The following is a 25,490-nucleotide window of genomic DNA, read 5'->3' as shown; positions in this document are numbered from 1 at the left end:
ACACATTTTACTCACACACTGAGGAAAATGTGATGAACCAGTATGTTAAACGCACGCAACGCGATTACTCTCTATCCTTTAAATTGGCCGTCGTCGAACAGGTCGAAAAAGGCGAGATGACTTACCGCCAGGCACAAGACCGCTACGGTATCCAGGGCAGTCATACCGTCATGAACTGGCTGCGTAAATATGGCCAACTCGACTGGCGCTCTTCCCCTTCTACCAGACTGTGCGGAGACAATATGCCTAAGTTACCTCTGACTCCCGAACAACGAATCAAAGAACTCGAACAGCAACTGGCTGAATCCGAAGTCAAAGCCCAGTTCTTTGAAGCGGTCGTGAAAGTGATGAATACCGAGTTCGGGGCCTCCCTGACAAAAAAGCAGTTGGCTGCCTTATCGCGCAAACACAAGCGCCACGACTCACAGTAGCGCGCGCCTGCCGGTTGATGGGTATCAGCCGACAGGCGTGGTATCAGTCTTTGCAACGTGAACGAGGGAGAGAGGAGCAAGCCCATCATATCGTGGAGCAGGTGACCGCCATCCGCTTACACCAGCCCCGACTGGGAACACGTAAGCTGCACCACTTGCTGCGACAACAGCCGCAAGCCCCCATGCATGTGGGGCGAGACCGCCTGTTCCGGATACTGCGCTGCGCCCGTTTACTGGTGATGCCTAAACGGGCGTATCACAAGACAACGAACAGCCATCATCGTTTTTACCGTCATCCCAACTTGTTGAAAGCGGGAGAAAATCAGGTGATAGCCAGCCGCCCGGAACAGGTGTGGGTAGCGGATATTACTTATCTTCCCCTGCGGACAGGGACGGCGTACGTGAGTCTGGTAACGGATGCGTGGTCGAGAAAAATCGTGGGTTATCATGTCCATGACAGCCTGCATGCCCGGCACGTCGCTGGCGCGTTCAAAATGGCGCTGGCCGGCAGGCGCACCGCAGCTCCGCTGGTGCATCACTCAGACCGGGGTATCCAGTACTGCTCACAGGAATATCAGTCGTTACATCAACGACATGGCGTTATCTGTTCGATGACGGACGGGTATGACTGTTACCAGAATGCGCTGGCGGAACGAGTAAACGGGATACTGAAAATGGAATACCTGCTCAACAGACCGAAAGATATCGGACAGGCAAGGAAAATGGTCAGGCAGTCTGTGGAAATCTACAACACGCGGCGACCGCATCTGTCGCTACAATACAAAACGCCCGATGAAGTTCATCGGGCGTTATAAGGCTGAAAAGTGTCAACCTATATCAGGACTAGTCACTGACGATCACCAGTGCGGCTTGTCTTTCTCCGGGTGGAACTCCACCAGCAGCGGGTTATGGTCCGAAGCGCTGGTCACCAGTACCGAGGCTTCGGCCACGCCCAGGTTGCGGTAGAACACAAAGTCCAGCGGGCGGCCGAAGGCCTTGCGGCGATGGTCGTCGGTAAAGCTCACCTCGCGCAGCGCCATGTCGCTGGCGAATTCATACAGCGCATTGATGCGTTTGCGGCTCCAGGCGTTAAAGTCCCCGGCCATGATCACCGGCCCCTGATGATTGGCGATCTGCTCGCCAATCGGCCCCAGCTGCTTGCTGTACACGTCGACGCCCAGGCTGAAGTTTACCGCATGGATATTCACCACCATCAGCAGTTGGCCGTTGAACAGCGGGTAAACGGTGATCAGCGCCGATTTGGCCAGCCGCAGCAAAGGTTCACGCTCCCGCAGCGGGCAGCAATATACCGGATGCGCCGCCGCCAGCGTCATTACGCCGGAAGGGTGCTGCGGCAACGCGAATGCCGGCACCTGATCGGCCGCCAGATAGTTGGCGGTGGCGAAGCTCACCAGCTCCGGGGTGGTTTGCGCCTCCTGCAGCAGCACCAGCTGCGCATCCTTACCGTGGCTTTTCAGCACCGAAAGCCAGTCGGCCCGCTGCTGCTTGAAGATATTCCATACCATCACCCGCAGGGCGCCGGCCGTAGGCAATGCGGCCCCAGGCGGCAAAGGGTGATTGATGGCGCCAGGGAAAATTCGCTCAACCGGCTGGCCTGCAACATACCTCATTGCATAAGTTCGTTTCGGCACGCTATTCGCCTATTTCCCATTAGGATGAAACTGGCGGTCAGATCGCCGCCAACGATGAATTGATTATACGCCCGCCCTGCGCCGACGGCATGGCTTTTACCGGCATACCCTTCCAGTTATAGGGGCGACGGAGAGGGAATTCAATCTTCTGAGGGTATAGGTGTGTAAAGGTAGGCGCCGTTAAACGAGAAATGCGAAAAGGCCCGCAAAAGCGGGCCAGATTCACGATCGTCGGGATACATCAGGCGGTCTGGGGCTGATACTTTTTATCCAGCCGGCCGCTGAGGCCGACCAGCAACAGGGCGACCAGCACAATCAGCGCGCCAATCCACGGCGTCTGCGCCAGCCCCAGCGAGGCGACGGTCTGGCCGCCAATCACCGATCCGAGGGCGATGCCGACGTTAAAGGCCGCGATGTTCAGACCGGAGGCCACATCCACCGCATTCGGCGTGTACTGCTCGGCTTTTTGCACCACGTAAACCTGCAGGCCCGGCACGTTGCCGAAGGCGAATACCCCCATCACGATCACCGTCGCCAGCGCGGCGATGCTGTGGCTGGCGGTGAACTGGAATACCAGCAGCAGCGCGGCCAAAGAGGCAAAGATAAAGCTCAGCGCGCGCACCGCGCCGTGGCGATCCGCCAGCTTGCCGCCCCAGATATTGCCGATGGCCACCGCGATGCCGTACGCCAGCAGGATCCAGCTTACCGTCGGGGCGGAGAAGCCCGCCAGCTCTTGCATCATCGGCGCCAGGAAGGTGAAGGTGGTAAACACCCCGCCGTAGCCCAGCGCGGTAATGGCGTAAATCAGCAGCAGGCGCGGGTGGGTCAGCACTTTCAGCTGCTCGCCGATGCCGGCGCCGGCCTGATTCTTAATGTTGTTCGGCACCAAAATAATGCTGGCGACGGTGGCGATCGCGCCGATCAGCGATACCGCCAGGAAGGTTTCACGCCAGCCGAAGTGCTGGCCGATGAAGGTGCCCAGCGGCACGCCGGTCACCAGCGCCACGGTCAGGCCGCCGAACATGATGGCGATGGCCGACGCCGCCTTCTCTTTCGCCACCAGGCTGGTGGCGATGGTAGAGCCGATTGAGAAGAACACGCCGTGCGCCAGGCCGGTCAGCAGGCGGGCCACCACCAGCGACTCATAGCTCGGCGACTGCCAGGCCAGCAGGTTACCGAGGGTGAACAGCGCCATCAGCCCCACCAGCAGCAATTTGCGCGGCACGCGGCCGGTCAGGGCCGTCAGCACCGGTGCGCCGATCGCCACGCCGATGGCGTAGAGGGTCACCAGCAGCCCGGCGGACGGCACCGTCACCCCAAGCTGTTCCGCGATGGTCGGGATCAGGCCGACGATCACGAACTCCGTGGTGCCGATGGCAAAGGCGCTGATGGTTAATGCAAGTAATGCGAGTGGCATTTTTTACTCCAAAATAGCGTTCAGGTTGATGACGGCTATTATCGGCCTATGCTTAAATGATAAAAATGCTCAAAATTTCAAATAAATTTTGCCACCGGAGCAACAATGAAAGCGAATTCCGACGAGTTGATCACCTTTGTGACCGTGGTGGAAAGCGGCAGCTTCAGCCGGGCGGCGGAGCGGCTGGAACAGGCGAATTCGGTGGTGAGCCGCACGGTGAAGAAGCTGGAAAACAAGCTGGGCGTCACCCTGCTTAACCGCACCACGCGGCAAATCAGCCTGACTCAGGAAGGCGAGAATTATTTCCGCCAGGTGCAAAAGGTTTTGAGCGACATGGCCGCGGCGGAAAACGCGCTGATGGAGAGCCGCCGGCGCCCGCAGGGGCTGCTGCGCGTCGACGCCGCCACGCCGGTGGTGCTGCACGTGCTGACGCCGCTGGTGGCGGAGTTCCGCACCCGCTATCCGGAAATGTCGCTGTCGCTGGTGTCGTCGGAAAACTTTATCAATCTGATCGAACGCAAGGTGGACATCGCCATCCGCGTCGGCGAACTGACCGATTCCAGCCTGAAGGCGCGCAAACTGATGACCAGCTACCGCCGCGTGCTGGCCTCCCCCGCCTACCTGGCGCAGCACGGCACCCCGCAGCGGGTGGAAGATCTGGAACGGCATTGCTGCATCGGCTTCAACGATCTGCCCAGCCTGAACCGCTGGCCGTTGGCCTGCGCCGATGGCCGCCAGCTGGAAATCACCCCGGGGCTGACCACCAACAGCGGTGAGACCCAACGCCACCTGTGCCTGCACGGCAACGGCATCGCCTGCCTGTCGGACTTTATGATTGGCGAAGACATTAAGCGCGGCGATCTGGTGCCGCTGCTGGTGAAAGAAACCCTGCCGGTCGCCATGCCGATCAATGCGGTGTACTACAGCGACAGCGCGGTCAGCAACCGCCTGCGCAGCTTTATCGATTTTGTCAGCGAACATCTGCAGCCATGAAAAAGGCGCCCGATGGGGCGCCCTGAGTTGCCGCACGCGGGGAATCAATCCCAGTCTGGCGCCAGACCTTCCGGGCTGACCAGGCGGCCGTTGTTTTCCAGCGCGGCGATCTGCGCCATATCTTCGTCGGTCAGCTGCAGCTGCTGCGCCAACAGGTTGCTGGCCAGGTTTTCGCGCTTGGTGGATGACGGGATCACCGCATAGCCCAACTGCAACGCCCAGGCCAGGATCACCTGCGCCGGGGTGGCGTTATGGCGCGCGGCAATGCCTTTGATGGTCTCGTCCTGCAGCGCCTGGCCGTAGGCCAGCGTCATGTAAGAGGTGACGGCGATGCCGTGCTGCCGGGCAAACTCCGCCACCTTGCGGTTCTGCAGATACGGCGACAGCTCAATCTGGTTGGTGGCGATCTGCTCGGCGCCGACGGCGTCGATCGCCCGCTGCATCAGATCCAGGGTAAAGTTGGAGATGCCGATTTGGCGGGTCAGCCCCAGCTGCCTGGCCTCAACCAGTTCGGCCATAAACTCCGCCACCGGCACCTCGTCATTCGGCGACGGCCAGTGGATCAACGTCAGATCGACGTAAGAGGTCTGCAGCTTGTTCAGGCTTTCCTGCAGGCTGGGGATCAGTTTGCCTTTCGCCAGGTTGGCGATCCAGATCTTGGTGGTGATGAACAGCTCTTCGCGCTTGACGCCGCTGGCGGCGATGGCCTGGCCGACGGCCGCTTCATTCTCGTAAATCTGCGCGGTGTCGATCGCGCGGTAACCCAGCTCCAGCGCGGTGCGCACCGAGTCGATCACCACTTGATCCTGAAGACGGAAAGTGCCTAAACCAAATGCGGGGATGCTCATAATATTTTTCTCTCGTTAGCGGGTAGATGCGGTATGGCGGAGATTATGGCAACTGTTTTGTTGATCACAAACGCCCTATTGCGCATAAGACTTTTGACTAACCGGCAACAATAGCCGGAGCGGGCGCTCCGGCCGAAAGAAAGATCAGGCCCAGCGCCGCAGAATCAGCGAAGTATTGATGCCGCCGAAGGCGAAGTTGTTCGACTGGACAAACTCGGTATCAATCGCGCGATGCTCACCCATGATGTAGTCCAGCTCACCGCAGGCGCTGTCCGGCTCGCTCAGGTTGATGGTCGGCGCAAAGCTGGCGTCACGCATCATTTCCAACGTCATCCAAGCTTCCAGCGCGCCGCAGGCGCCCAGGGTATGGCCAAAATAGCTTTTCAGCGAGGAAATCGGGGTGCGGTTGCCAAAAATGGCCGCCGTGGCCTGGCTTTCCGCGACGTCGCCGCGATCGGTGGCGGTGCCGTGAGCGCTGATGTAACCGATATCGGCACCGGCGATCCCGGAGGCTTTCAGCGCCTGCCGCATGCAAATCTGCATGGTTTCCTGCTGCGGCTGGGTGATATGCGCCGCGTCGCAGTTGGTGGCGAAGCCGATAATTTCGCCGTAAATGGCGGCGCCGCGCGCCAGCGCATGATCCAGTGATTCGAGGATCAGCGAGCCGGCGCCTTCGCCGATCACCAGGCCGTCGCGCCGGCGATCGAACGGCCGCGGCGACAGCGCAGGCGCGTCGTTCCGCTGGCTGGTGGCGAACAGGGTGTCGAACACCGCCGCCTCCGACGGGCACAGTTCTTCCGCCCCGCCCGCCACCATCACCGTTTGGTAACCGTGGCGGATGCTTTCATAGGCGTAGCCGATCGCCTGGCTGCCGGAGGTGCAGGCGCTGGAGGTGGGGATCACCCGACCGCGCAGGCCGAAAAACAGTCCGGCGTTAACCGCGGTGGTGTGCGGCATCATCTGCACATAGGTGGTGCCGGTGATATTGCCGGTGTGCTTTTCGGTCAACATGGTGGCGAACTCGCTGACCGGCTTGGTGCTGCCGGTGGAAGATCCGTAGGCGATGCCGGTTTCGCCGTTGGTCAACACCGCCTCGCCCAGCAGCCCCGCCTGCTCCAGCGCCAGCTCGGTCGCCCGGGTGGCCAGCAGCGAAACGCGGCCCATCGAGCGAATGCGCTTGCGGGTATAGTGTTCCGGCAAGGTGAAGTTGTCGATCGGCGCCCCCAGCCGCGAATTCAATCCCTGATACTCCTCCCACGGCGCCATGTAACGCACCGCGTTTTTTCCCTGTTTCAAACGGCCGGACACTTCCGCCCAGCTATTGCCGAAGGCGGTAACGCCCGCCATGCCGGTAACCACCACGCGCTGCGTCATGCCATGCCCCCATTGATGGAGATCACCTGTCGCGTCACGTAGCCGGCGATATCCGACATCAGATAGCTGGCCAGCCCGGCCACCTCTTCCGCCGTGCCGATGCGCTTGAGCGGGATGGCGCGCATCGCTTCGTCCAGCGCCGCCGGTTCCAGGTCGATCATGCCGGTGTCGATCAGCCCCGGGGCGATGCAGTTGACGGTAATTTTGCGCTTGGCCAGCTCGATCGCCAGCGCCTTGCAGGCGCCGATCACCCCGGCCTTGGCCGCGCTGTAGTTAACCTGCCCGCGATTGCCCATCACGCCGGATACCGAGGACAACGCAATGATGCGGCCGCCCTGGCGCAGGCCGATCATCGGCATCACGCAGGGGTGCAGCACGTTATAAAAGCTGTCGAGGTTGGTGTGGATCACCCCATCCCAGTCGCTGTCGCTCAGCGCCGGGAATGCCCCGTCGCGGGTGATGCCGGCGTTGTTCACCACGCCGTAATAGGCGCCGTGGGTTTCGATATCCTGCTCCAGCGCCGTACGGCACTGCTCGCGGTTGCTGATATCGAACCGGATCAGCCGCCCCTGGCCGCCGGCGGCGACAATCTGCTGCAGGCTGCGTTCGGCCCCGGTTTTATCGCTGTGGTAGTGAACGACGATCAAAAAGCCATCCGCGGCCAGGCGGCAGGCGATGGCCTGACCGATCCCTTTACTGGCGCCGGTGACTAAAACGGAACGCGTCATGCGTCTCCCCTTAAGCTGGTCAATTGAACTATTTCTTGTTGATCAGGCTGATAGGTATTCAACCTGCCGTGCGCGACGCGCACATTATCGATGCTGATTTCACACTCGAAGCTGGCCAGCTTCTCGTCTTTCAGCAGTTGCTGCACGCTGACCCGCAGTTCGCTGCCTGGCGGAAACGCCGGCAGTTCACAACGGATGGCCCGGCCGCCGAGCAGCATGCCGAGCTGCGGCGGCTGAGCGGCCTGCCGCCCGTGCCAGCCGCTCCAGACGCCGATCGCTTGCGCCATCAGCTCGATGCCGAACCAGCCCGGCAGCGCGCCCTGCGGATCCAGGAACGGCGCCAGCACGCCGTCGGCGCTGACCGTTACCGCGCACTGCGCATGCTCTTCGCCCACCGCCAGCACCCGTTCCAGCAGCACCATAGGCGCGGCGTGGGGCAGATAATATTCCGCATTGCGGTAATGATTCACGGCGCGTCTCCCAGCAGCAGGCAGGCATTGTTGCCGCCAAAGGCAAATGAATTTGACAGGATCGCCCGCTGACGCAGCGCTTGCTGCGGCCGGCACACCAGGCCAATCTCCGCCAGCCGATCGTCATGCGGCGCAGCGCTGAAGTCCTGCTGGGGCAGCGGCAGCGGCTGGGTCAGCAGCAGCCAGCTCAGCGCGGCTTCCACCGCCCCGGCGGCGCCCAGCGTGTGGCCGGTAAGATGCTTGGTGGAGCTGCAGGGCGTCTGCGCGCCAAACAGGCGGTTGATCACCTGCGCCTCCACCCGATCGTTCAGCCGGGTGGCGGTGCCATGCAGATTAATATAACCGATCTGCCCGGCGCTCATGCCGGCCTGCTTCAGCGCCATAGCGATGGCTCGCTCCGCGCCCGCGCCTTCGGGATGCGGCGCCGACATATGCCAGGCATCGGAGGACTCGCCGGCCCCCAGCAACGCCACCGCCGCCGGTTCGCGCGTCAGCAGCATCAGCGCCGCCGCCTCGCCGATATTGATGCCGCTGCGCCCGGCGGCGAACGGCGTGCAGCGTTCCAGCGACAGGGATTCCAGGCTGTTGAAACCGTTGATCGGCATGCGGCACAGGCTGTCGGCGCCGCCGACGATCGCCGCATCGGCCAGCCCCGCCGCGATCAGGCGCTGGCCGCTGATAATGGCCCGCGCGCTGGAGGAACAGGCGGTCGACAGGGTGTAAGCCGGGCCGGCGGTGCCCAGATAGGCGCTGAGAAACAGGCTCGGGTCGCCCAGCTCCTGTTGGCGATAATGGTAGTCCGGCGGCCAGGCCCCGTTCTGCCGCTGCGACAGCGCCCGTTCCCCTTCGTCGATGCCGGAGGTGCTGGTGCCGAGGATCACCGCCACCCGATCGGCGCCGTAGCGGGCGATCGCCTCACGCACCGGCGCATCGATTTGCGCCAGCGCCGCCAGCAGCAATCGATTGTTGCGCGAATTGTGCCGCCACAGCGCCCGCGGGATCGCCGGCAGCTCGCCCTGCACGTTGCCGAACCAGGAGGACGCGCCGCCGATCAGCCAGCGATCCTGCCGCTGCATGCCGGGCGCGGCGCCCAGCGCCAGGTTATGCGCGATCTGCGGCAGATTGTCGCCCAGCGCGTTGACCATGCCGACGGCCGAAAAGTAGATCACCCTGCCTCTCCCAGATTCTGAATGCTGATGCGGTAGTGGAAAGCGGACTGCGCGATCGAGACCGGATCGCGACGGCCTTCCCCCAGCTGATAGCGGATTTCGCTGACGATCGCGCCGCGCTCGTCGTACAAACGGCGCACCTCCGGCCGATCCTCCAATCGCCAGCCCGCCGGCAGCAGCGGCCGCCAGGCGTTGACCGGCCAGTAGCTGAGCATGATATCGGCCAGCACCTGGCTGGCCGGCGGCAGTTCGCCGACCTTGATCAATTGCTCGGTATGGATCCCCTGCCGATCGTAAGTCAGGTTGAACAGGCGAATGCCCAGCGGCGACATGCCCACCAGCGTCAGCCGTTGGCCGTCGGCATTCAGCAGCACCAGCATCGAATGCCGCTGCCCTTTGACCTCCGCCGTCAACAGCTGCTGCTGGGCGACGGGCTGCGCCAAGGCGGGCGGCGGCAGCGTCACCCGGGCCCCCGGCTTCAGCCAGGCCTGCGGCGCCACCGAAGACGGCGAACCGGCGCAGCCGGCCAGCGCGGCGGCCAGCGATAACAACACTATGCGTAAGCCATGCATCAGGCTTTTCCTCTTGTTCGGGTGGCCAGCGTCAGCGGCGCCAGCAGAAACGCCACGGCGATGCCGCTGCTTAATACGATGCCGAAGCTGCTGATGGCCTGAGTATGGCTCAGCACCAGCATGCCAAACGTCAGTTGGGTGGTGATCACCGCCATAAAGATGGCGAACATCGAGGTGGTTGGCGTGCCGCGCGGGTTGGTAAAGAACAGGGTGTAGTTGATGCCGATCCCCAGCACCAGAACCAACGCCAGCAGCGAAAACAGGTTCAGCGTGTGGCCGCTCAGCGCCAGCGTGGCAACGCCGGCGCCCAGCGACAGCAGCGTTGGCACCATGCAGCGCAGCGCGTGCCGCCAGCCGAAACGCCACAGATAGATAAGCCCGATCGCCGCCACCGACAGCGCCAGCAGGTAGGACAGGTACAGACGATACTGGCCGAACAGCTCGCTGAATTCGGTTTTGCGATCGATCCAGCCCGTGCCAGGCACCTGCCGCGCCAGCGCCAGCATCGCCGCGCTGTTTTGCACGCCGCTGACCGGCACCAGCGCCGCGCTGCGCCCGTCGGGCAGCGTCAGCCACAGCAGCCGCCAGCCTTCGCTGACCACGCTGCCCAGCCACGCCTGCGGCGTGACCCAGTCGGCGGTTAAATCCGGCGTTTTCAGCGCCACCTCCGCCTGCTGCAGGCGTTCAATCACCCGCGGCGCCTCCCGCTGCAGCAAAGCGATATTTTCCCGTTGGCGGCGCTGCGAAGGCAACGGCAGCAGGCGGTAATCCGCCAGCAGGCCCTGCCGTTGCGCCTGCGCCAGCTTGGGTTGCAGCTGCTCGAGGCGCTGCAGCAGCCGTTCGTCGTTGGCGCCGTACACCACCAGCCATTTCTGATCGTTATGCTGGCCGGTCAGCGCGGCGATGTGTTTTTCCTGCTGCTGCAGCCCGGCCGGCAGGGCCTGCAGCTGGCCGATGTCGTCGTCGACCTTCAGTTGACTGAAACCGACGACGATCGCCAGCAACACCGCGCAGGGCAAGCCGTAGCGCAGCGGCTTCCAGTGACGCCAGGCATGCAGCCAGCGCAGGATCAGAGCCAGCCCCGGCGCCGGATGCACCGGCAGGCGGCGCGACAGCCGCGGATACCAGCAAATCACGGTCATGCAGGCGGCGCTCAGCCCGGCGGCGGCGAACACCGCCAACTGCCGCAGCCCGGGGAAAGGCGCGATCAGCAACGCCAGATAGGCGACCACGGTCGTCAGCAGCGCCATCGACAGCGCCGGCAGCAGCTTTTGCAGGCTGGCCAGCGGCGTCGCCTGCCCGCCGTGCACCCGGCGCTCGGTCAGGAAATAGAGCGTATAGTCGGCGGAAATGCCGACGATGCTGATGCTCAACACCAGCGTCATCAGGTGGATTTCGCCAAACGCCAGCAGCGTGGCGACGGCGCCGGCCAGCGCGCCGATCCCCACCGACAGCGCGCACAGCAACAGCGGCAGCGGCGAGCGGAACATCAGCAGCACCAGCAGGAACACGCCAATCACCGACGCCAGGCCGATGGTGGAAATATCCCGCTCGGCCTGCTGGCTGGCGTAGTTGCTGTAGAACAGCGTGCCGCGGTTCAGCACCTCGGCCCCCGGCCAGCGCTGCTGCAGCTGCCGCTGCAGCGTCGTCAGTTTATCCACCGTGCGGCGCGCGCTGTTGATGTCATAAGACGAAGCGCTCAGCTCGGCATGCAGCAGGTACCAGCTGCGGCCCTGCGCATCGCGCGCCACCAGCCAGCCGTCGGCCAGGTTGAGGCCGCCGCCGTTGCGCTGCTGCGCCAGCTGCGAGCCGCGCACCAGCATCAGCGGATCGTTCGCCAGCTCTTTGCCGCTCACCCCGGCGAAAGCCGAGTAAAGCTGGCCGAGGATCCACTGGCTCTGCGCGTCCGCCCCCTGCGCCAAGCGTCGGCGGGTGGCGTCGTCCAGCAGCACGTTGCGGTGCCGGTAGAAAAACGCGCCCCACTGCTGCTGACGCCGGGCATCCATCGGGCCGCCCACCTGCTGCAGTTCCGGCAGTTGCCGCAGCTGCTGCCACCACCAGTCGACCGCCGCCGCATCGGCGCCCGGCGGAGGGCTGACCAGCCACATCAGCTGACGATCGAGCCGCCGGCTGAAGCCATCGGCCAACGCATCAGGCACGCCCGCCAGCTGTTGTTTCGGCAACAGCGCCAGCACGCTGCTGTTGATCTGGCTGCGCGGCAGCAGCCAGCACAGCGCCGCCAGCAGCAGCACAACGATGGCCAGCCAGCCAAAGGCCAGCCGCCGGTACAGGTCAGGACGCAAAACGCTGCCGCTCCTCGGCCGTCAACGCCGCCGGCCGGGTGCGCTGATTAAAGAAACGGATATGGGTGGCGTCACCCTGCAAATCGTCAATATCGATGGTCTCGAGGAATTCCCCGCCGTGCAGGGTGATGCTTTTAAACAGCCGGTCGAGCGGCGTGGTTTTCGGCTTCAGCACCAGTCGCCATCGCTCGCTGCCCAGATCGCTGAACTGCAAAGCGAAATTCTGTTCCAGCGCCTGGCTGTCGGCATGGAACAGCGCGGTCAGCAGGCGATTGAACTGGAACATCTGCGGGTTGTTGTCCGCCGTCACCACCTGCGGCGCCTGCCCGGCCAGGGTTTGCACCATGCGCCGGTCGTCCAGTAACAAGGTCAGCGGGAAAGGCTGCCGTTGCGCCCACCACAGCCCTTTCTGTTGGGAGATCAGCAATTCGCCGCTGGATTTCAGCGGCCTCGCCATGCCGCTGATGCTGCGCTGCTGTGCGAATTCGGCGCGCAGCACCGGCTGTTCGCCGAATCGCTGTTGCAGGTCGGCCAGGGTAACCGCCTGCGCGCCAAGGCTGAAAACGCAGAGGATACACAGCAACCAGGCTTTCATGACGCCCCCTCGATATTGTCCAGCAACGCCTGCGGCGAGACGAAGCACATCTCTTGGCTGGCGATGTCCACCGCCACCTGAATGGTATGCCCGCGGGTGGTTTGCTGCCCGCTCTGCGCGTCAAGGATGCGATACCCGATGCGCAGACGGTTCTCATACTCTTCCAGCTCGGCGCACACGATGATCTGCTGCTCAAACCGCACCGGCGCGATGTATTTCACCCGCGTGTCGACGATCGGCCAGACGTAGCCCGAAGCCTGCATCTGGCGGTAGCCGTAATTGAACTGCTTCAGCAGCGCCTCGCGGGCGATTTCAAAATAGCGGAAGTAGTTGCCGTGCCAGACTACGCCCATCGGATCAACATCGTGAAACGGGATGGTGATCGCCACCCGCACGGAAAAACGCGCATCGTCGTTCAGCTTCATGTCTCAGGCTCCTGTTGCGCTGACGGCGCGGCCGTCAGCTGCCAGAAATCGAAAAAATTAAACCAGTCGAGCGGCGCCAGCAGACAATAGTGCTCCAGCCGGGCGGCGTAGCGATCCACCGCCCGCTGCAGCGCCTGTTGGCGTTCGGCGCGCGGCAATAACAGCGGATCGGCGAAAGGTTCGAAGTGGACCTTCAGCCGCCCCCGCTGCTTCAGGCCGAACATCAGAAATACCGGGCAGCGCAGCGCGGCGGCCAATACGAACGGCCCCTGCGGGAAAGGCGCAGGCTTGCCGAGAAAATCGCTCCATATCACCCGCGGCTGCTCACCGCGCTGATAGCCGCCGGCCGAGGTGCGATCGCCGACGATAGCCACCCATTCACCGGCGTTTAACTTATCCTGCAGCCGCATGGCGGTCTCCGGCCCCAACGTGGCCACCGGGATCAGATGCAGGTTGGCGCGCGGGTTGACCTCTTTCATCACCCGATTGAAACGCTCGGCGTGCTCGGTAAACACCAGCGCATTCACCGTCACGCCGGAATCCAGCTCTCCCAATGCCCGGCAGGATTCGATATCCCCCAGGTGGGAAGCCAGGATCAAGGTGCCCTTGCCGCCGGCGATCTGCCGTTCGCACCGCGGGCGATCCGCCAGCTCGATGTCATGCCATTCCCCTTGCCAACTTGCCAGCTTATCAAGCATGGCGTCGCCAAAGCGCATGAAGTGACGGAAGCTGCTGAGCGGAGCAGGCAGCGGCTGCCGCCGGCTATCGGCAAACTGCCGCAGGCGCTGCAGATAGTCACGCGACGCCTCACGCTGGGTGCGGCCGGTCAGCCAGAAATAGCCGACCACCGGATACAGCAGCAGCTGAAAAGCCCGCCGGCCGAACAGGCGATAAACCCGCAGCATCAGCCGGATGCCCCACAGGCCGTGCCGCTCTTGCGTCGCCGACCAATGCCGCTGCGATGCCGCCAGGCGCCGCCGCTGGCGCAGCAGACGAGGAATGCGCGGCAGCATGCCGAAAAACAGCCGGGTGTGCATCCAGGAAATACGCAGGTTATCGCGCAGCGCATCGAAATGGGAAACGCCATCGGCCGGATAGGTGACGCGCGTCGGCAAGAAACGGCTGGGCACGCCTCGCCAGTACAATCGCACCATCACTTCGGTGTCGAAATCCATGCGCTTGCCCAGCGGATGACGCGCGGCCAGCGCCAGCGTCGGCGCTAGCGGGTAGACGCGGAAACCGCACATGCTGTCCTTCAGCGACAGCGACAGCGTTTCGATCCACACCCAAACGTGCGTGACGTAACGGCCATACAGCCGCGCCTTCGGCACCGAGCTGTCGTACACCGGCCGACCGGAAATCAGCGCCCCGGGATAGCGGCGCGCTTCGGCGATCATCGCCGGGATATCGCTCAGCTGGTGCTGGCCGTCGGCGTCCACCTGCAGCGCGTGAGTAAACCCTTGCTGTTGCGCCAGCCGCAGCCCGGCAATCACCGCCGCGCCCTTGCCCTGATTATGCTCGAGCCGCAGCAGCGTCACCCACGGCAGGCGCTCCGCCAGCCGCCGCAGCTGCGCGGCGGTAGCGGCATCGCTGCCGTCATCCACCACCAGGCACGGCAGCTGGAAATCGGCCAGCGCAGCCAACACCGCGGCCATCGTCTGCCCATGGTTGAAACAGGGAATAACCAGGCAGGGGGTAAAGCGTTCGTTCACCGACATAGCGCGATCTTCCCGCTGCTGGCGGTGGCGCCGCCCACGCGGTAGCTGAACAGCAGCTTGCCGCGTTCGGGCTGCCACTCCAGCAGCAGCCGCACCTGCTGTTCCGGCAGCAGCGGCTGCTGAAACTTGACCACCTCGACCCCCTTGAAGGCGGCCTCGATGCCCAACAGCTGATGAGCATACTGCATGGCCCAGTTGATCTGGGTGACTCCCGGCAGGATCGGATGCCCGGGGAAATGGCCGCGAAACCACAGCAGCCCGGCGGGTAAACGCAGCTGCAGGCTGGCGTGCGTGGCGTCGTCCCGCTGCTGTTGCAGCACCTCAGGTTGCATCATAAAAACAGTTCCCGTAGTTCAGCGTAAGCGCGTTTGCCCTGCGGATTAAGCGGCATGGCGGCAATGATGCGCCAGCGACGCGGCAACGCCACCGGCTCCAGCCAGGCGCGCAACGCCTGACGCAGCTCACGCGTAAATTCCCCCTCGGTGAGCGCCCGCCTGCGGGCCTGCCCCAGCGGGGTCAGTACGATAACCGCCGCCAGCAGGGTACGCCCATGTTGCTGCAGGGTCAGTACCGAGGCATCGGCGATCGCGGGCAGCGATTGCAAACGGCGTTCGATCTCCGTCAGCGACAGGCGCTTTTCTTCCACCTTGATAATTCGATCGGCTCGCCCCTCCAGCTGAAATTGCCGGCCATCCGGGGCCAGCGCAATAATATCGCTCAGCCGCATCCCGGCTTCGCCAATCAGCGGGGAGCGCACGCTGACGCCGCCATCCGGCTCGCGGCTAAGCGCGATGGGCTCGAACAGCTGCCACGGGGTCTCTGCCTGCCGCTGCATGCGCCAGGCCAGCATGCCGGTTTCGGTCGTGCCGTAGATTTCCAGCGGCAATACGCCGAGCATCTGTTGCGCCAGCTGCGCCTCAGCCAAGGATAGCGGACCGCCGGCGGAAAACACCTGCAGACATTCCGAAAACGCCAATCGGTTGTCCAGCCGTTTCAGCCAGGCCGGGCTGCTGATAAAAATCAGCCGACGGCCCTGACGGCGGGCAATCAGCTGTTCGTGATATTCGGTCGGTTGGGCGTCGAACGGCAGGCCGAAAGCCAACGGCAGGAACAGGCGAAAGCTCAAACCGTACATGTGCTGATGGGAAACCGAAGCCGCGACGCAGCCGCCCTGAAAAGCCGGGAGCCAGCGGGCGGCCAACAGTTCGCTTTCGCTTTCCATGCAGGCGACAGATTTAACCACCGCCTGCGGCTGGCCGGTAGAACCCGAGGTGTAGAGTATGAATTGAGGATCCCGGGGCCACTCGGGCAATGCGCGCGCGCGTTCGGTATCCTCTTCCACCGCCATGACCGGCGCGCCGGGATCGAGCGGCAAATCGGTCAGCAGCGCATCGAAATCCCGCCGCTGTTCTTTGAGAATGGCTTCCCGCTGATGGCCGAAAATCACCGGCAGCTTTTTGGCATACAGCGCGGCCAGCAGCGCCACGGCAAAGCGGTAGCTATCGTCAAAACACAGCGCCCAGCGGGTTTCTGGCCGCGCAGTCAATCTGGCCGCCAAGGCGGCGACGTCGCGCCGGAACTGGCCGAGGGACAATGCCCGTTCACCGCGCCAGGCGACAAGCGTGGCGTCATCCCGGTCTGCGCTTAGCCAACGGCGCATCGGCAAACTCAGCCGCGCCGGATCCTTTTCCTGACTATCCATTCAATACCCATTAATGCCCCGATCAGCAGATAGCTGATGCCGCCGTTGTACAGCGTCCAAAGCGCTATATCCCCCGACAGGCAGGTTGCCAGCGCGACGGCGCCATTGATCGTAAAGAATCCGCACCAGACCTGGGTGACCCGCCGGGTATAAGCCACGCCCGCGGCGTCCAACTGCGGCTCGGTGAGCCGCGCCAGTCTTTCGATCACCGTCGGCGGCGAATACAGCGAGGAGGCGAACAGCCCCAGCAGCAAGAGGTTAACCAGCACCGGGTAATACAACAGCCAGTGGGTTTGCTGCAATCCCCAGCTGGCGAACGCCAGCAGAATGCCGACCCATGCCAGCGCCTTGCCCAGCCACAGCTGCTGACGCAGCCGGCTTCGCAATGCGACTAATCGCAGGGTGAACACCACGGCCAGCAACGGCGCAAGGATGGCCTCTCCCCAGCGCGTCAGGCCAAGCCAAACCGCCAGCGGATAAAGCGCCAGCGCCGCCCAGGTTAGCCCCTGCAGCAGGCGCACAGCCGGTTTCGCCACCTTCACCCGGCGGGCTTAGCTCTCGGACTTCAGCAGTTGATCGATAGCGTCAACCACATCCTGCACGGTGCGTACCGATTTGAACATTTCCGGCTTGATCTTCTTGCCGGTCACTTTCTGCAGATGCACCACCAGATCCACCGCATCGATGCTGTCGAGCTCCAACTCTTCGTACAGGCGAGAGTCCGGCTTGATGTCTTCGGCGTTCAGTTCAAACAGTTTGACCAACAGCGCCTGAATCTGCTGGAAGATTTCTTGCTTATCCATGAAAGATCCTCAGTTGCCACGCTGTGCCGAAACAAACTTCGCCAGCGTTTCCACGGAATAAAAGTGTTGGCGCATGTCTTCGCTTTCGGCCGACAGCACCACGCCATAACGGTTTTTTAATGCCAGGCCCAGCTCCAGCGCATCGATGGAGTCCAGCCCCAACCCTTCACCAAACAGCGGCGCTTCGGCGTCAATCTCCTCCGGCGTCATACCTTCAAGATTGAGCGTATCAATGATCAATTGCTTGATTTCGGTGCTCAATAAATTCATTCCACTATTTCTCATTATTTATAAGATCTGACTGTAAGGCGTCAGTTAAATGCTGGGTTAATCTTCTTGCCGCAAGGGCGGGAGAAACGTCATCCGCATGGATGAATGCGCGGGTGTCGATCTTATCCTGAACAGTTATCTGAAACTGCGGTTTTATCGCCGGGATATTATACCATTTGCCCTGCTTCGTCAGCATGGGCGGCTGACAGCGAATATGCACCACGCGGATCTCGCACTGGCTTCGCAGCGCAATATTCGCCGCGCCCCGTTGCAAAGACAGCGGCTTGCCGGGCGTGGTGCGCGTGCCTTCAGGAAAGACCAGCAGGGTGCCGCCGGCCGCCAGCCGCTGCTGACACTGCTCCAGCAAACGATCCGACTGTGCGTTGGCCAGATAGCCCGCCGCCTTGATCACCCCACTGACAAACGGGTTGCTCAACAGAGCCTCCTTGACGATGCAATCGCAGCGCGGCATGCGCGATGCCAGCAGCACATAGTCCAACAGGCTGGGATGATTGGCGATCACCAGACAGCCGCGATCCTGATTAAAACGTTCTGCATGGTCGAAACGGTAATCCAGCACGCCGAAAAAGCGCGTCGTCGCCAGGAAAAAGCGGAAGCTGTGGCGAATGGAATTTTGCGTGAGCTGGCTGCGGCGCGCCGGATCCCGTACCGTCAGACGCATCAGGGTAAACCACACGCCTGACAACAACAGCCCGCCGATGCCGAACAGCGCAAAACAAAAACCGGTGGCGACCACCCGCCAGGCCCGGTTGAACCAGGAGGAGCGCGCCGGGGGCATCGCATTCATCCGCGTTCCCACCGCCAACTCTGGCGCAGCCCCGGCACCCGAAAGCAGGCTTCCCGGCTTAGCCAGCCGCGTAAAAACGACAGGCTTTGCGGCTGAGCAAGCGGCGCCGGCTCGGCGGGCTCCGGGCGACAACGCAGTTGGTCCCCGCCTTCAAGCAACAGCGCCACGGCATAGGGAAAACGACTTTCCGGCGCAAAGGGCTGATACGCCCCGGGCAGCACGCCATCAAAGTCGACCAGCAACACCCGTTCAGCACCGCCGGCCAGCACCGCCTGCGCCTCGATCATTCCCTGCTGGAAACTGTCTTCACCGGCGGCGATTGAGGTGGTCGGCAAGGTGTTTTGGGCGATAATGGTCAGCCAGCCCGCCGCCGTATTATGGACTGACATGGCGAAATCGGTGGGAGACAGCGCCTGCTGCTGCTGAAGGTGGCCCAGAATTTTGTGCGTGCGATCCAGCTCGCCGTGACGACTGGTAAAAATCGCCATATCCGCCGGCCGCTCCGCCAGCAAATGCAAACCGCTCTCTACCGCCAGGCGCGTTCCTGCGCTCATACGGCGCAGCGACATCATTGGAATATGCCTGCAGGCAGGCAACCCCCCCTGAGACCGGTCAGCGTTTTCAGTCTCTATAGCCCATTGGCGCCACGCATCACGCGTTCCACGATCGGGAGCCATCGCCCACCAACTGAGTATATTCATGCCGCCCGCCATTGATGCCATTATCGACCTAAAAAATTCCGTGCGTAAATTTATTATATTTAACCGCAGAATGCATGCTCAAAATTCCTATTTTTGCTCGGAATATTCACTCGAATGATTAAATTTGGTTATATCCAGAGGGCAGGACGTTTCCATCGGATAAAAATTATCATGCTGAAAAGCAGCAATATTTGTCGATAAAGCGCAACAGGAGTATCTTTGACCGCCTGAGGCCGGGAGCGATACCTGGCTTCAGGCTAATATATTTCTTATTACCTTTTACTCATGGAGAAGAGGATGAAACCCGTTAAGTTTATTTTGGCCGGCGTCATCGCCGCAGCGGCGCTCAGCGGCTGCGCCGGGACCGCCCCGGTGCAAAACGTCAGTCAAAGCGTGGTCGGCGCCCATACTTCACAGCAGGTGCGCCAGGCCATTCTCTATGCCGGCCTGAACCGCGGTTGGATCATGAACCAAACGGCCGAAGGGGTGATCGACGGCAAGATCCTGTTGCGTGGCCACACCGCCGAGATACGGATCACCTACAACCAAAATAGCTATCAAATTAATTATGTCGGCAGCAGCAATATGGATGCCAAAAACGGCAAAATCCACTCGAACTATAACCGCTGGGTGGCGAATTTGAATAAGGATATACAGCTAGAACTGGCGCGGCAGAATATCAGCTAACCAAGAACCGGCCATATTACCCGGCACAGATAATGATGCCGGGTATATTATTCTGTTTATTGCGGTTAATTTTGGATAATGATTTATGAAAGGCGTTATTAAACATATAAAAAAATTCAACACCATTGAATTTTACATATGAAAAAGCCCTGAGTCAGAGACTCAGGGCTTATCAATTAAGTGGCGGAACGGACGGGGCTCGAACCCGCGACCCCCTGCGTGACAGGCAGGTATTCTAACCAACTGAACTACCGCTCCACCGATTCTTTTACGTCGCACCTTTCGATGCCGGCAAAACCGCCTCGGCGATTTCGCTCATTACCAGGTGTCAGGCTGATAACGTTTATTTGATGCCTGGCAGTGTCCTACTCTCGCATGGGGAGACCCCACACTACCATCGGCGCTACGGCGTTTCACTTCTGAGTTCGGCATGGGGTCAGGTGGGACCACCGCGCTATTGCCGCCAGGCAAATTCTGTTTCATTCTCGGCCGTTACTCGCGTAACCACCAGAACCAATCTAAGAACTTCGCTGAAAATTATTCGTCTCTCTAAAAACACCTTCGGTGTTGTAAGGTTAAGCCTCACGGATCATTAGTACTGGTTAGCTCAATGCATCGCTGCACTTACACACCCAGCCTATCAACGTCTTAGTCTTAAACGTTCCTTCAGGGGCCTTAAAGGCCCAGGGAAGACTCATCTCGAGGCAAGTTTCGCACTTAGATGCTTTCAGCGCTTATCTTTTCCGCACTTAGCTACCGGGCAGTGCCATTGGCATGACAACCCGAACACCAGTGGTGCGTTCACTCCGGTCCTCTCGTACTAGGAGCAACCCCTCTCAATCTTCCAACGCCCACGGCAGATAGGGACCGAACTGTCTCACGACGTTCTAAACCCAGCTCGCGTACCACTTTAAATGGCGAACAGCCATACCCTTGGGACCTACTTCAGCCCCAGGATGTGATGAGCCGACATCGAGGTGCCAAACACCGCCGTCGATATGAACTCTTGGGCGGTATCAGCCTGTTATCCCCGGAGTACCTTTTATCCGTTGAGCGATGGCCCTTCCATTCAGAACCACCGGATCACTAAGACCTACTTTCGTACCTGCTCGAGCCGTCACTCTCGCAGTCAAGCTAGCTTATGCCTTTGCACTAACCTCACGATGTCCGACCGTGATTAGCTAACCTTCGTGCTCCTCCGTTACTCTTTGGGAGGAGACCGCCCCAGTCAAACTACCCACCAGACACTGTCCTCACCCCAGATTATGGGGCCGAGTTAGAACATCAAACATTAAAGGGTGGTATTTCAAGGTTGGCTCCACGCAGACTGGCGTCCACGCTTCAAAGCCTCCCACCTATCCTACACATCAAGGCTCAATGTTCAGTGTCAAGCTATAGTAAAGGTTCACGGGGTCTTTCCGTCTTGCCGCGGGTACACTGCATCTTCACAGCGAGTTCAATTTCACTGAGTCTCGGGTGGAGACAGCCTGGCCATCATTACGCCATTCGTGCAGGTCGGAACTTACCCGACAAGGAATTTCGCTACCTTAGGACCGTTATAGTTACGGCCGCCGTTTACTGGGGCTTCGATCAAGAGCTTCGCCTTGCGGCTGACCCCATCAATTAACCTTCCAGCACCGGGCAGGCGTCACACCGTATACGTCCACTTTCGTGTTTGCACAGTGCTGTGTTTTTATTAAACAGTTGCAGCCAGCTGGTATCTGCGACTGGCTTCAGCTCCATCCGCAAGGGACTTCACCTACGCGCCAGCGTGCCTTCTCCCGAAGTTACGGCACCATTTTGCCTAGTTCCTTCACCCGAGTTCTCTCAAGCGCCTTGGTATTCTCTACCTGACCACCTGTGTCGGTTTGGGGTACGATTCTGTGTTACCTGATGCTTAGAGGCTTTTCCTGGAAGCTTGGCATCAACTACTTCTGCACCGTAGTGCATCGTCATCACGCCTCAGGGTTGACAGCGTTCCGGATTTACCAGGAACACCCCCCTACACGCTTAAACCGGGACAACCGTCGCCCGGCTAGCCTAGCCTTCTCCGTCCCCCCTTCGCAGTAACACCGAGTACAGGAATATTAACCTGTTTCCCATCGACTACGCTTTTCAGCCTCGCCTTAGGGGTCGACTCACCCTGCCCCGATTAACGTTGGACAGGAACCCTTGGTCTTCCGGCGAGCGGGCTTTTCACCCGCTTTATCGTTACTTATGTCAGCATTCGCACTTCTGATACCTCCAGCAACCCTCACAGGCCACCTTCAACGGCTTACAGAACGCTCCCCTACCCAACAACGCCTAAGCGTCGCTGCCGCAGCTTCGGTGCATGGTTTAGCCCCGTTACATCTTCCGCGCAGGCCGACTCGACCAGTGAGCTATTACGCTTTCTTTAAATGATGGCTGCTTCTAAGCCAACATCCTGGCTGTCTATGCCTTCCCACATCGTTTCCCACTTAACCATGACTTTGGGACCTTAGCTGGCGGTCTGGGTTGTTTCCCTCTTCACGACGGACGTTAGCACCCGCCGTGTGTCTCCCGTGATAACATTCTTCGGTATTCGGAGTTTGCATCGGTTTGGTAAGCCGGGATGGCCCCCTAGCCGAAACAGTGCTCTACCCCCGAAGATGAGTTCACGAGGCGCTACCTAAATAGCTTTCGGGGAGAACCAGCTATCTCCCGGTTTGATTGGCCTTTCACCCCCAGCCACAAGTCATCCGCTAATTTTTCAACATTAGTCGGTTCGGTCCTCCAGTTAGTGTTACCCAACCTTCAACCTGCCCATGGCTAGATCACCGGGTTTCGGGTCTATACCTTGCAACTATTCGCCCAGTTAAGACTCGGTTTCCCTACGGCTCCCCTATACGGTTAACCTTGCTACAAAATATAAGTCGCTGACCCATTATACAAAAGGTACGCAGTCACACCACGAAGGTGCTCCCACTGCTTGTACGTACACGGTTTCAGGTTCTATTTCACTCCCCTCGCCGGGGTTCTTTTCGCCTTTCCCTCACGGTACTGGTTCACTATCGGTCAGTCAGGAGTATTTAGCCTTGGAGGATGGTCCCCCCATATTCAGACAGGATGTCACGTGTCCCGCCCTACTCATCGAACTCACAGTTAATGCATTTTAGTGTACGGGGCTATCACCCTTTACTGCGCGACTTTCCAGACGCTTCCACTAACACAAGAACTGATTCAGGTTCTGGGCTGTTCCCCGTTCGCTCGCCGCTACTGGGGGAATCTCGGTTGATTTCTTTTCCTCGGGGTACTTAGATGTTTCAGTTCCCCCGGTTCGCCTCGTTAAGCTATGTATTCACTTAACGATAGTGCAACGAATTGCACTGGGTTTCCCCATTCGGGTATCGCCGGTTATAACGGTTCATATCACCTTACCGACGCTTTTCGCAGATTAGCACGCCCTTCATCGCCTCTGACTGCCTAGGCATCCACCGTGTACGCTTAGTCACTTAACCTCACAACCCGAAGATGTTTCCATCGTTCGCGCTGCAAACATTTGAGAGACTCTATGACAGGTTACTCCTCATCCCAATATTTCTACGGAGGGACAAGTTTCAGCCGTCATGTTTCAATTTTCAGCTTGTTCCAGATTGTTAAAGAGCAATATCTTAAACACGACTCGCAAGAGTCATCTTTAAGATTTTTTGGTCACGCATGACCGGTGATAATGTCTTTCACTCATTATCGGAATGGCGTCCCCAAGGGGATTCGAACCCCTGTTACAGCCGTGAAAGGGCAGTGTCCTAGGCCTCTAGACGATGGGGACACAAAATCCGATTAAACCAGGGTTTAACCGTTTCTCGTATCAGCATGAGTCAGAGACTCATTACATCAACAGGTAGCGCTTTGCTCGTTACTTTCTATCAGACAATCTGTGTGAGCACTTCACGCGAATCGATATCATTAGGTAAGGAGGTGATCCAACCGCAGGTTCCCCTACGGTTACCTTGTTACGACTTCACCCCAGTCATGAATCACAAAGTGGTAAGCGCCCTCCCGAAGGTTAAGCTACCTACTTCTTTTGCAACCCACTCCCATGGTGTGACGGGCGGTGTGTACAAGGCCCGGGAACGTATTCACCGTAGCATTCTGATCTACGATTACTAGCGATTCCGACTTCATGGAGTCGAGTTGCAGACTCCAATCCGGACTACGACGTACTTTATGAGGTCCGCTTGCTCTCGCGAGTTCGCTTCTCTTTGTATACGCCATTGTAGCACGTGTGTAGCCCTACTCGTAAGGGCCATGATGACTTGACGTCATCCCCACCTTCCTCCGGTTTATCACCGGCAGTCTCCTTTGAGTTCCCGACCGAATCGCTGGCAACAAAGGATAAGGGTTGCGCTCGTTGCGGGACTTAACCCAACATTTCACAACACGAGCTGACGACAGCCATGCAGCACCTGTCTCAGAGTTCCCGAAGGCACCAATCCATCTCTGGAAAGTTCTCTGGATGTCAAGAGTAGGTAAGGTTCTTCGCGTTGCATCGAATTAAACCACATGCTCCACCGCTTGTGCGGGCCCCCGTCAATTCATTTGAGTTTTAACCTTGCGGCCGTACTCCCCAGGCGGTCGATTTAACGCGTTAGCTCCGGAAGCCACGCCTCAAGGGCACAACCTCCAAATCGACATCGTTTACAGCGTGGACTACCAGGGTATCTAATCCTGTTTGCTCCCCACGCTTTCGCACCTGAGCGTCAGTCTTCGTCCAGGGGGCCGCCTTCGCCACCGGTATTCCTCCAGATCTCTACGCATTTCACCGCTACACCTGGAATTCTACCCCCCTCTACGAGACTCTAGCTTGCCAGTTTCAAATGCAGTTCCCACGTTAAGCGCGGGGATTTCACATCTGACTTAACAAACCGCCTGCGTGCGCTTTACGCCCAGTAATTCCGATTAACGCTTGCACCCTCCGTATTACCGCGGCTGCTGGCACGGAGTTAGCCGGTGCTTCTTCTGCGAGTAACGTCAATGCGCTGCCGTATTAAGACATCGCCCTTCCTCCTCGCTGAAAGTGCTTTACAACCCGAAGGCCTTCTTCACACACGCGGCATGGCTGCATCAGGCTTGCGCCCATTGTGCAATATTCCCCACTGCTGCCTCCCGTAGGAGTCTGGACCGTGTCTCAGTTCCAGTGTGGCTGGTCATCCTCTCAGACCAGCTAGGGATCGTCGCCTAGGTGAGCCATTACCCCACCTACTAGCTAATCCCATCTGGGCACATCTGATGGCGTGAGGCCCGAAGGTCCCCCACTTTGGTCCGTAGACGTTATGCGGTATTAGCTACCGTTTCCAGTAGTTATCCCCCTCCATCAGGCAGTTTCCCAGACATTACTCACCCGTCCGCCGCTCGTCACCCAGAGAGCAAGCTCTCCTGTGCTACCGCTCGACTTGCATGTGTTAGGCCTGCCGCCAGCGTTCAATCTGAGCCATGATCAAACTCTTCAATTAAAAGCTTGATTTGCTTCAACTCGTGAAGCGATGCTCAAAGGTTACTGCATGAATTTTACTTCAGTTAGTCACTCTTCAAGACTTGATATTTTTTCGCATCCGAAGATGCTGGATATCGTCTTGTGGAGTGCCCACACAGATTGTCTGATAAATTGTTAAAGAGCGTTGGCTACTGAGAGATAACTCTCGGTAACGCGGGAGGTGCATATTACGCTTTCCCGCTGAAGAGTCAAGCTTTTTTCTTATTAAGAAACGGCGTTTTCACCGGCTTGCTTCTTCCTGGCTGGGCGACTGGTTCTCGTTAGAGGAGTCGTTGTTCCCGGTCAGTGGAGGCGCATTATAGGGAGTTC

General features: G+C 59.9%; 21 protein-coding genes, 2 tRNA genes, 3 rRNA genes and 1 pseudogene. 3 read left to right on the top strand and 24 right to left on the bottom strand.

Going from position 1 to position 25,490, the window contains the following annotated elements:
• The first annotated feature begins 32 nt into the window (after positions 1 to 32).
• Positions 33 to 1,278, top strand: a pseudogene (locus CKW09_RS04680) (IS3 family transposase).
• A gap of 10 nt (positions 1,279 to 1,288) precedes the next feature.
• Here CKW09_RS04680 and CKW09_RS04675 read toward each other — a convergent pair.
• Together CKW09_RS04675 and CKW09_RS04670 are read right to left on the bottom strand one after the other, a co-directional pair.
• The gene (locus CKW09_RS04675) at positions 1,289 to 2,062 is read right to left on the bottom strand and encodes an endonuclease/exonuclease/phosphatase family protein (RefSeq protein WP_061796027.1); all 774 of its coding nucleotides are present in this window, start codon (positions 2,060 to 2,062) and stop codon (positions 1,289 to 1,291) included.
• A 262-nt stretch (positions 2,063 to 2,324) separates the two neighbouring features.
• The gene (locus tag CKW09_RS04670) at positions 2,325 to 3,500 is read right to left on the bottom strand and encodes an MFS transporter (protein ID WP_061796025.1); all 1,176 of its coding nucleotides are present in this window, start codon (positions 3,498 to 3,500) and stop codon (positions 2,325 to 2,327) included.
• Positions 3,501 to 3,605: 105 nt separating this feature from the next.
• Here CKW09_RS04670 and yafC point away from each other — a divergent pair, with 105 nt between their 5' ends.
• On the top strand, positions 3,606 to 4,493 hold the full coding sequence (gene yafC, locus CKW09_RS04665; protein ID WP_061796023.1) for a DNA-binding transcriptional regulator YafC: 888 nt from the start codon (positions 3,606 to 3,608) through the stop codon (positions 4,491 to 4,493).
• A 44-nt stretch (positions 4,494 to 4,537) separates the two neighbouring features.
• Here the strand turns inward: yafC and dkgB are convergent, their stop codons facing one another.
• The 17 genes from dkgB to CKW09_RS04580 form a co-directional block, all read right to left on the bottom strand.
• Complete coding sequence (gene dkgB / locus CKW09_RS04660) at positions 4,538 to 5,341, bottom strand: 2,5-didehydrogluconate reductase DkgB (protein WP_061796021.1); 804 nt, start codon at positions 5,339 to 5,341, stop codon at positions 4,538 to 4,540.
• Between the two features lie 144 nt (positions 5,342 to 5,485).
• Positions 5,486 to 6,715, bottom strand: coding sequence for a beta-ketoacyl-ACP synthase (locus CKW09_RS04655; RefSeq protein ID WP_061796019.1), 1,230 nt, complete (start codon positions 6,713 to 6,715; stop codon positions 5,486 to 5,488).
• Positions 6,712 to 7,443, bottom strand: a complete 732-nt coding sequence (locus CKW09_RS04650) for a 3-ketoacyl-ACP reductase FabG2 (protein WP_095095842.1) — start codon at positions 7,441 to 7,443, stop codon at positions 6,712 to 6,714. The genes CKW09_RS04655 and CKW09_RS04650 overlap by 4 nt, the downstream gene beginning before the upstream one ends.
• Entirely contained in the window at positions 7,440 to 7,865 is a 426-nt protein-coding gene (locus CKW09_RS04645; RefSeq protein WP_408640537.1) for an ApeP family dehydratase, read from the bottom strand. The genes CKW09_RS04650 and CKW09_RS04645 overlap by 4 nt, the downstream gene beginning before the upstream one ends.
• Positions 7,866 to 7,909: 44 nt before the next feature.
• Positions 7,910 to 9,082: a beta-ketoacyl-[acyl-carrier-protein] synthase family protein gene (locus tag CKW09_RS04640; protein WP_061796013.1), complete on the bottom strand. Its 1,173-nt coding sequence runs from the start codon at positions 9,080 to 9,082 to the stop codon at positions 7,910 to 7,912.
• Complete coding sequence (locus tag CKW09_RS04635) at positions 9,079 to 9,654, bottom strand: DUF3261 domain-containing protein (RefSeq protein WP_095095839.1); 576 nt, start codon at positions 9,652 to 9,654, stop codon at positions 9,079 to 9,081. Before CKW09_RS04635 ends, CKW09_RS04640 begins: the two co-directional genes overlap by 4 nt.
• Positions 9,654 to 11,957, bottom strand: coding sequence for an MMPL family transporter (locus CKW09_RS04630; RefSeq protein ID WP_095095836.1), 2,304 nt, complete (start codon positions 11,955 to 11,957; stop codon positions 9,654 to 9,656). The genes CKW09_RS04635 and CKW09_RS04630 overlap by 1 nt, the downstream gene beginning before the upstream one ends.
• Positions 11,947 to 12,552, bottom strand: a complete 606-nt coding sequence (locus CKW09_RS04625; protein WP_095095833.1) for a LolA family protein — start codon at positions 12,550 to 12,552, stop codon at positions 11,947 to 11,949. The genes CKW09_RS04630 and CKW09_RS04625 overlap by 11 nt, the downstream gene beginning before the upstream one ends.
• Entirely contained in the window at positions 12,549 to 12,977 is a 429-nt protein-coding gene (locus CKW09_RS04620) for an acyl-CoA thioesterase (protein ID WP_061796005.1), read from the bottom strand. Before CKW09_RS04620 ends, CKW09_RS04625 begins: the two co-directional genes overlap by 4 nt.
• Positions 12,974 to 14,695: a glycosyltransferase family 2 protein gene (locus CKW09_RS04615; RefSeq protein WP_061796003.1), complete on the bottom strand. Its 1,722-nt coding sequence runs from the start codon at positions 14,693 to 14,695 to the stop codon at positions 12,974 to 12,976. Before CKW09_RS04615 ends, CKW09_RS04620 begins: the two co-directional genes overlap by 4 nt.
• A complete protein-coding gene (locus CKW09_RS04610) occupies positions 14,686 to 15,030 on the bottom strand; it encodes a 3-hydroxyacyl-ACP dehydratase FabZ family protein (protein ID WP_061796000.1) in 345 nt (114 codons plus the stop codon). The genes CKW09_RS04615 and CKW09_RS04610 overlap by 10 nt, the downstream gene beginning before the upstream one ends.
• Positions 15,027 to 16,397: an AMP-binding protein gene (locus CKW09_RS04605; RefSeq protein ID WP_095095830.1), complete on the bottom strand. Its 1,371-nt coding sequence runs from the start codon at positions 16,395 to 16,397 to the stop codon at positions 15,027 to 15,029. The genes CKW09_RS04610 and CKW09_RS04605 overlap by 4 nt, the downstream gene beginning before the upstream one ends.
• A complete protein-coding gene (locus tag CKW09_RS04600) occupies positions 16,364 to 16,933 on the bottom strand; it encodes a COG4648 family protein (protein WP_231922123.1) in 570 nt (189 codons plus the stop codon). Before CKW09_RS04600 ends, CKW09_RS04605 begins: the two co-directional genes overlap by 34 nt.
• A 15-nt stretch (positions 16,934 to 16,948) precedes the next feature.
• Complete coding sequence (locus CKW09_RS04595; RefSeq protein ID WP_061795995.1) at positions 16,949 to 17,200, bottom strand: acyl carrier protein; 252 nt, start codon at positions 17,198 to 17,200, stop codon at positions 16,949 to 16,951.
• 9 nt (positions 17,201 to 17,209) lie between these two features.
• The gene (locus CKW09_RS04590) at positions 17,210 to 17,470 is read right to left on the bottom strand and encodes a phosphopantetheine-binding protein (protein ID WP_061795993.1); all 261 of its coding nucleotides are present in this window, start codon (positions 17,468 to 17,470) and stop codon (positions 17,210 to 17,212) included.
• A 4-nt stretch (positions 17,471 to 17,474) separates the two neighbouring features.
• Positions 17,475 to 18,278, bottom strand: coding sequence for a lysophospholipid acyltransferase family protein (locus CKW09_RS04585; RefSeq protein ID WP_095095827.1), 804 nt, complete (start codon positions 18,276 to 18,278; stop codon positions 17,475 to 17,477).
• The gene (locus tag CKW09_RS04580; protein WP_061795988.1) at positions 18,275 to 18,991 is read right to left on the bottom strand and encodes a beta-ketoacyl synthase chain length factor; all 717 of its coding nucleotides are present in this window, start codon (positions 18,989 to 18,991) and stop codon (positions 18,275 to 18,277) included. The genes CKW09_RS04585 and CKW09_RS04580 overlap by 4 nt, the downstream gene beginning before the upstream one ends.
• A 285-nt stretch (positions 18,992 to 19,276) precedes the next feature.
• Between CKW09_RS04580 and CKW09_RS04575 the strand changes: the two genes are divergently transcribed.
• On the top strand, positions 19,277 to 19,666 hold the full coding sequence (locus tag CKW09_RS04575) for a hypothetical protein (protein ID WP_061795986.1): 390 nt from the start codon (positions 19,277 to 19,279) through the stop codon (positions 19,664 to 19,666).
• Positions 19,667 to 19,847: 181 nt separating this feature from the next.
• Here CKW09_RS04575 and CKW09_RS04570 read toward each other — a convergent pair.
• From CKW09_RS04570 to CKW09_RS04550, 5 genes are all read right to left on the bottom strand, one after another.
• A tRNA-Asp gene (locus CKW09_RS04570) sits at positions 19,848 to 19,924 on the bottom strand.
• A 94-nt stretch (positions 19,925 to 20,018) separates the two neighbouring features.
• Positions 20,019 to 20,134: ribosomal RNA gene (gene rrf, locus CKW09_RS04565) — 5S ribosomal RNA — on the bottom strand.
• 103 nt (positions 20,135 to 20,237) lie between these two features.
• A 23S ribosomal RNA gene (locus CKW09_RS04560) occupies positions 20,238 to 23,145 on the bottom strand.
• Positions 23,146 to 23,380: 235 nt separating this feature from the next.
• Positions 23,381 to 23,456 (bottom strand) — tRNA-Glu (locus CKW09_RS04555).
• 142 nt (positions 23,457 to 23,598) lie between these two features.
• Positions 23,599 to 25,140: ribosomal RNA gene (locus CKW09_RS04550) — 16S ribosomal RNA — on the bottom strand.
• Together the 16S, 23S and 5S rRNA genes with 2 tRNA genes alongside form the textbook arrangement of a ribosomal RNA operon.
• Between the last annotated feature and the right edge of the window lie 350 nt (positions 25,141 to 25,490).

It is taken from the genome of Serratia ficaria, from assembly GCF_900187015.1.
GTDB classification, from domain to species: domain Bacteria; phylum Pseudomonadota; class Gammaproteobacteria; order Enterobacterales; family Enterobacteriaceae; genus Serratia; species Serratia ficaria.
This window is presented reverse-complemented; position numbering and strand designations above follow the sequence as displayed.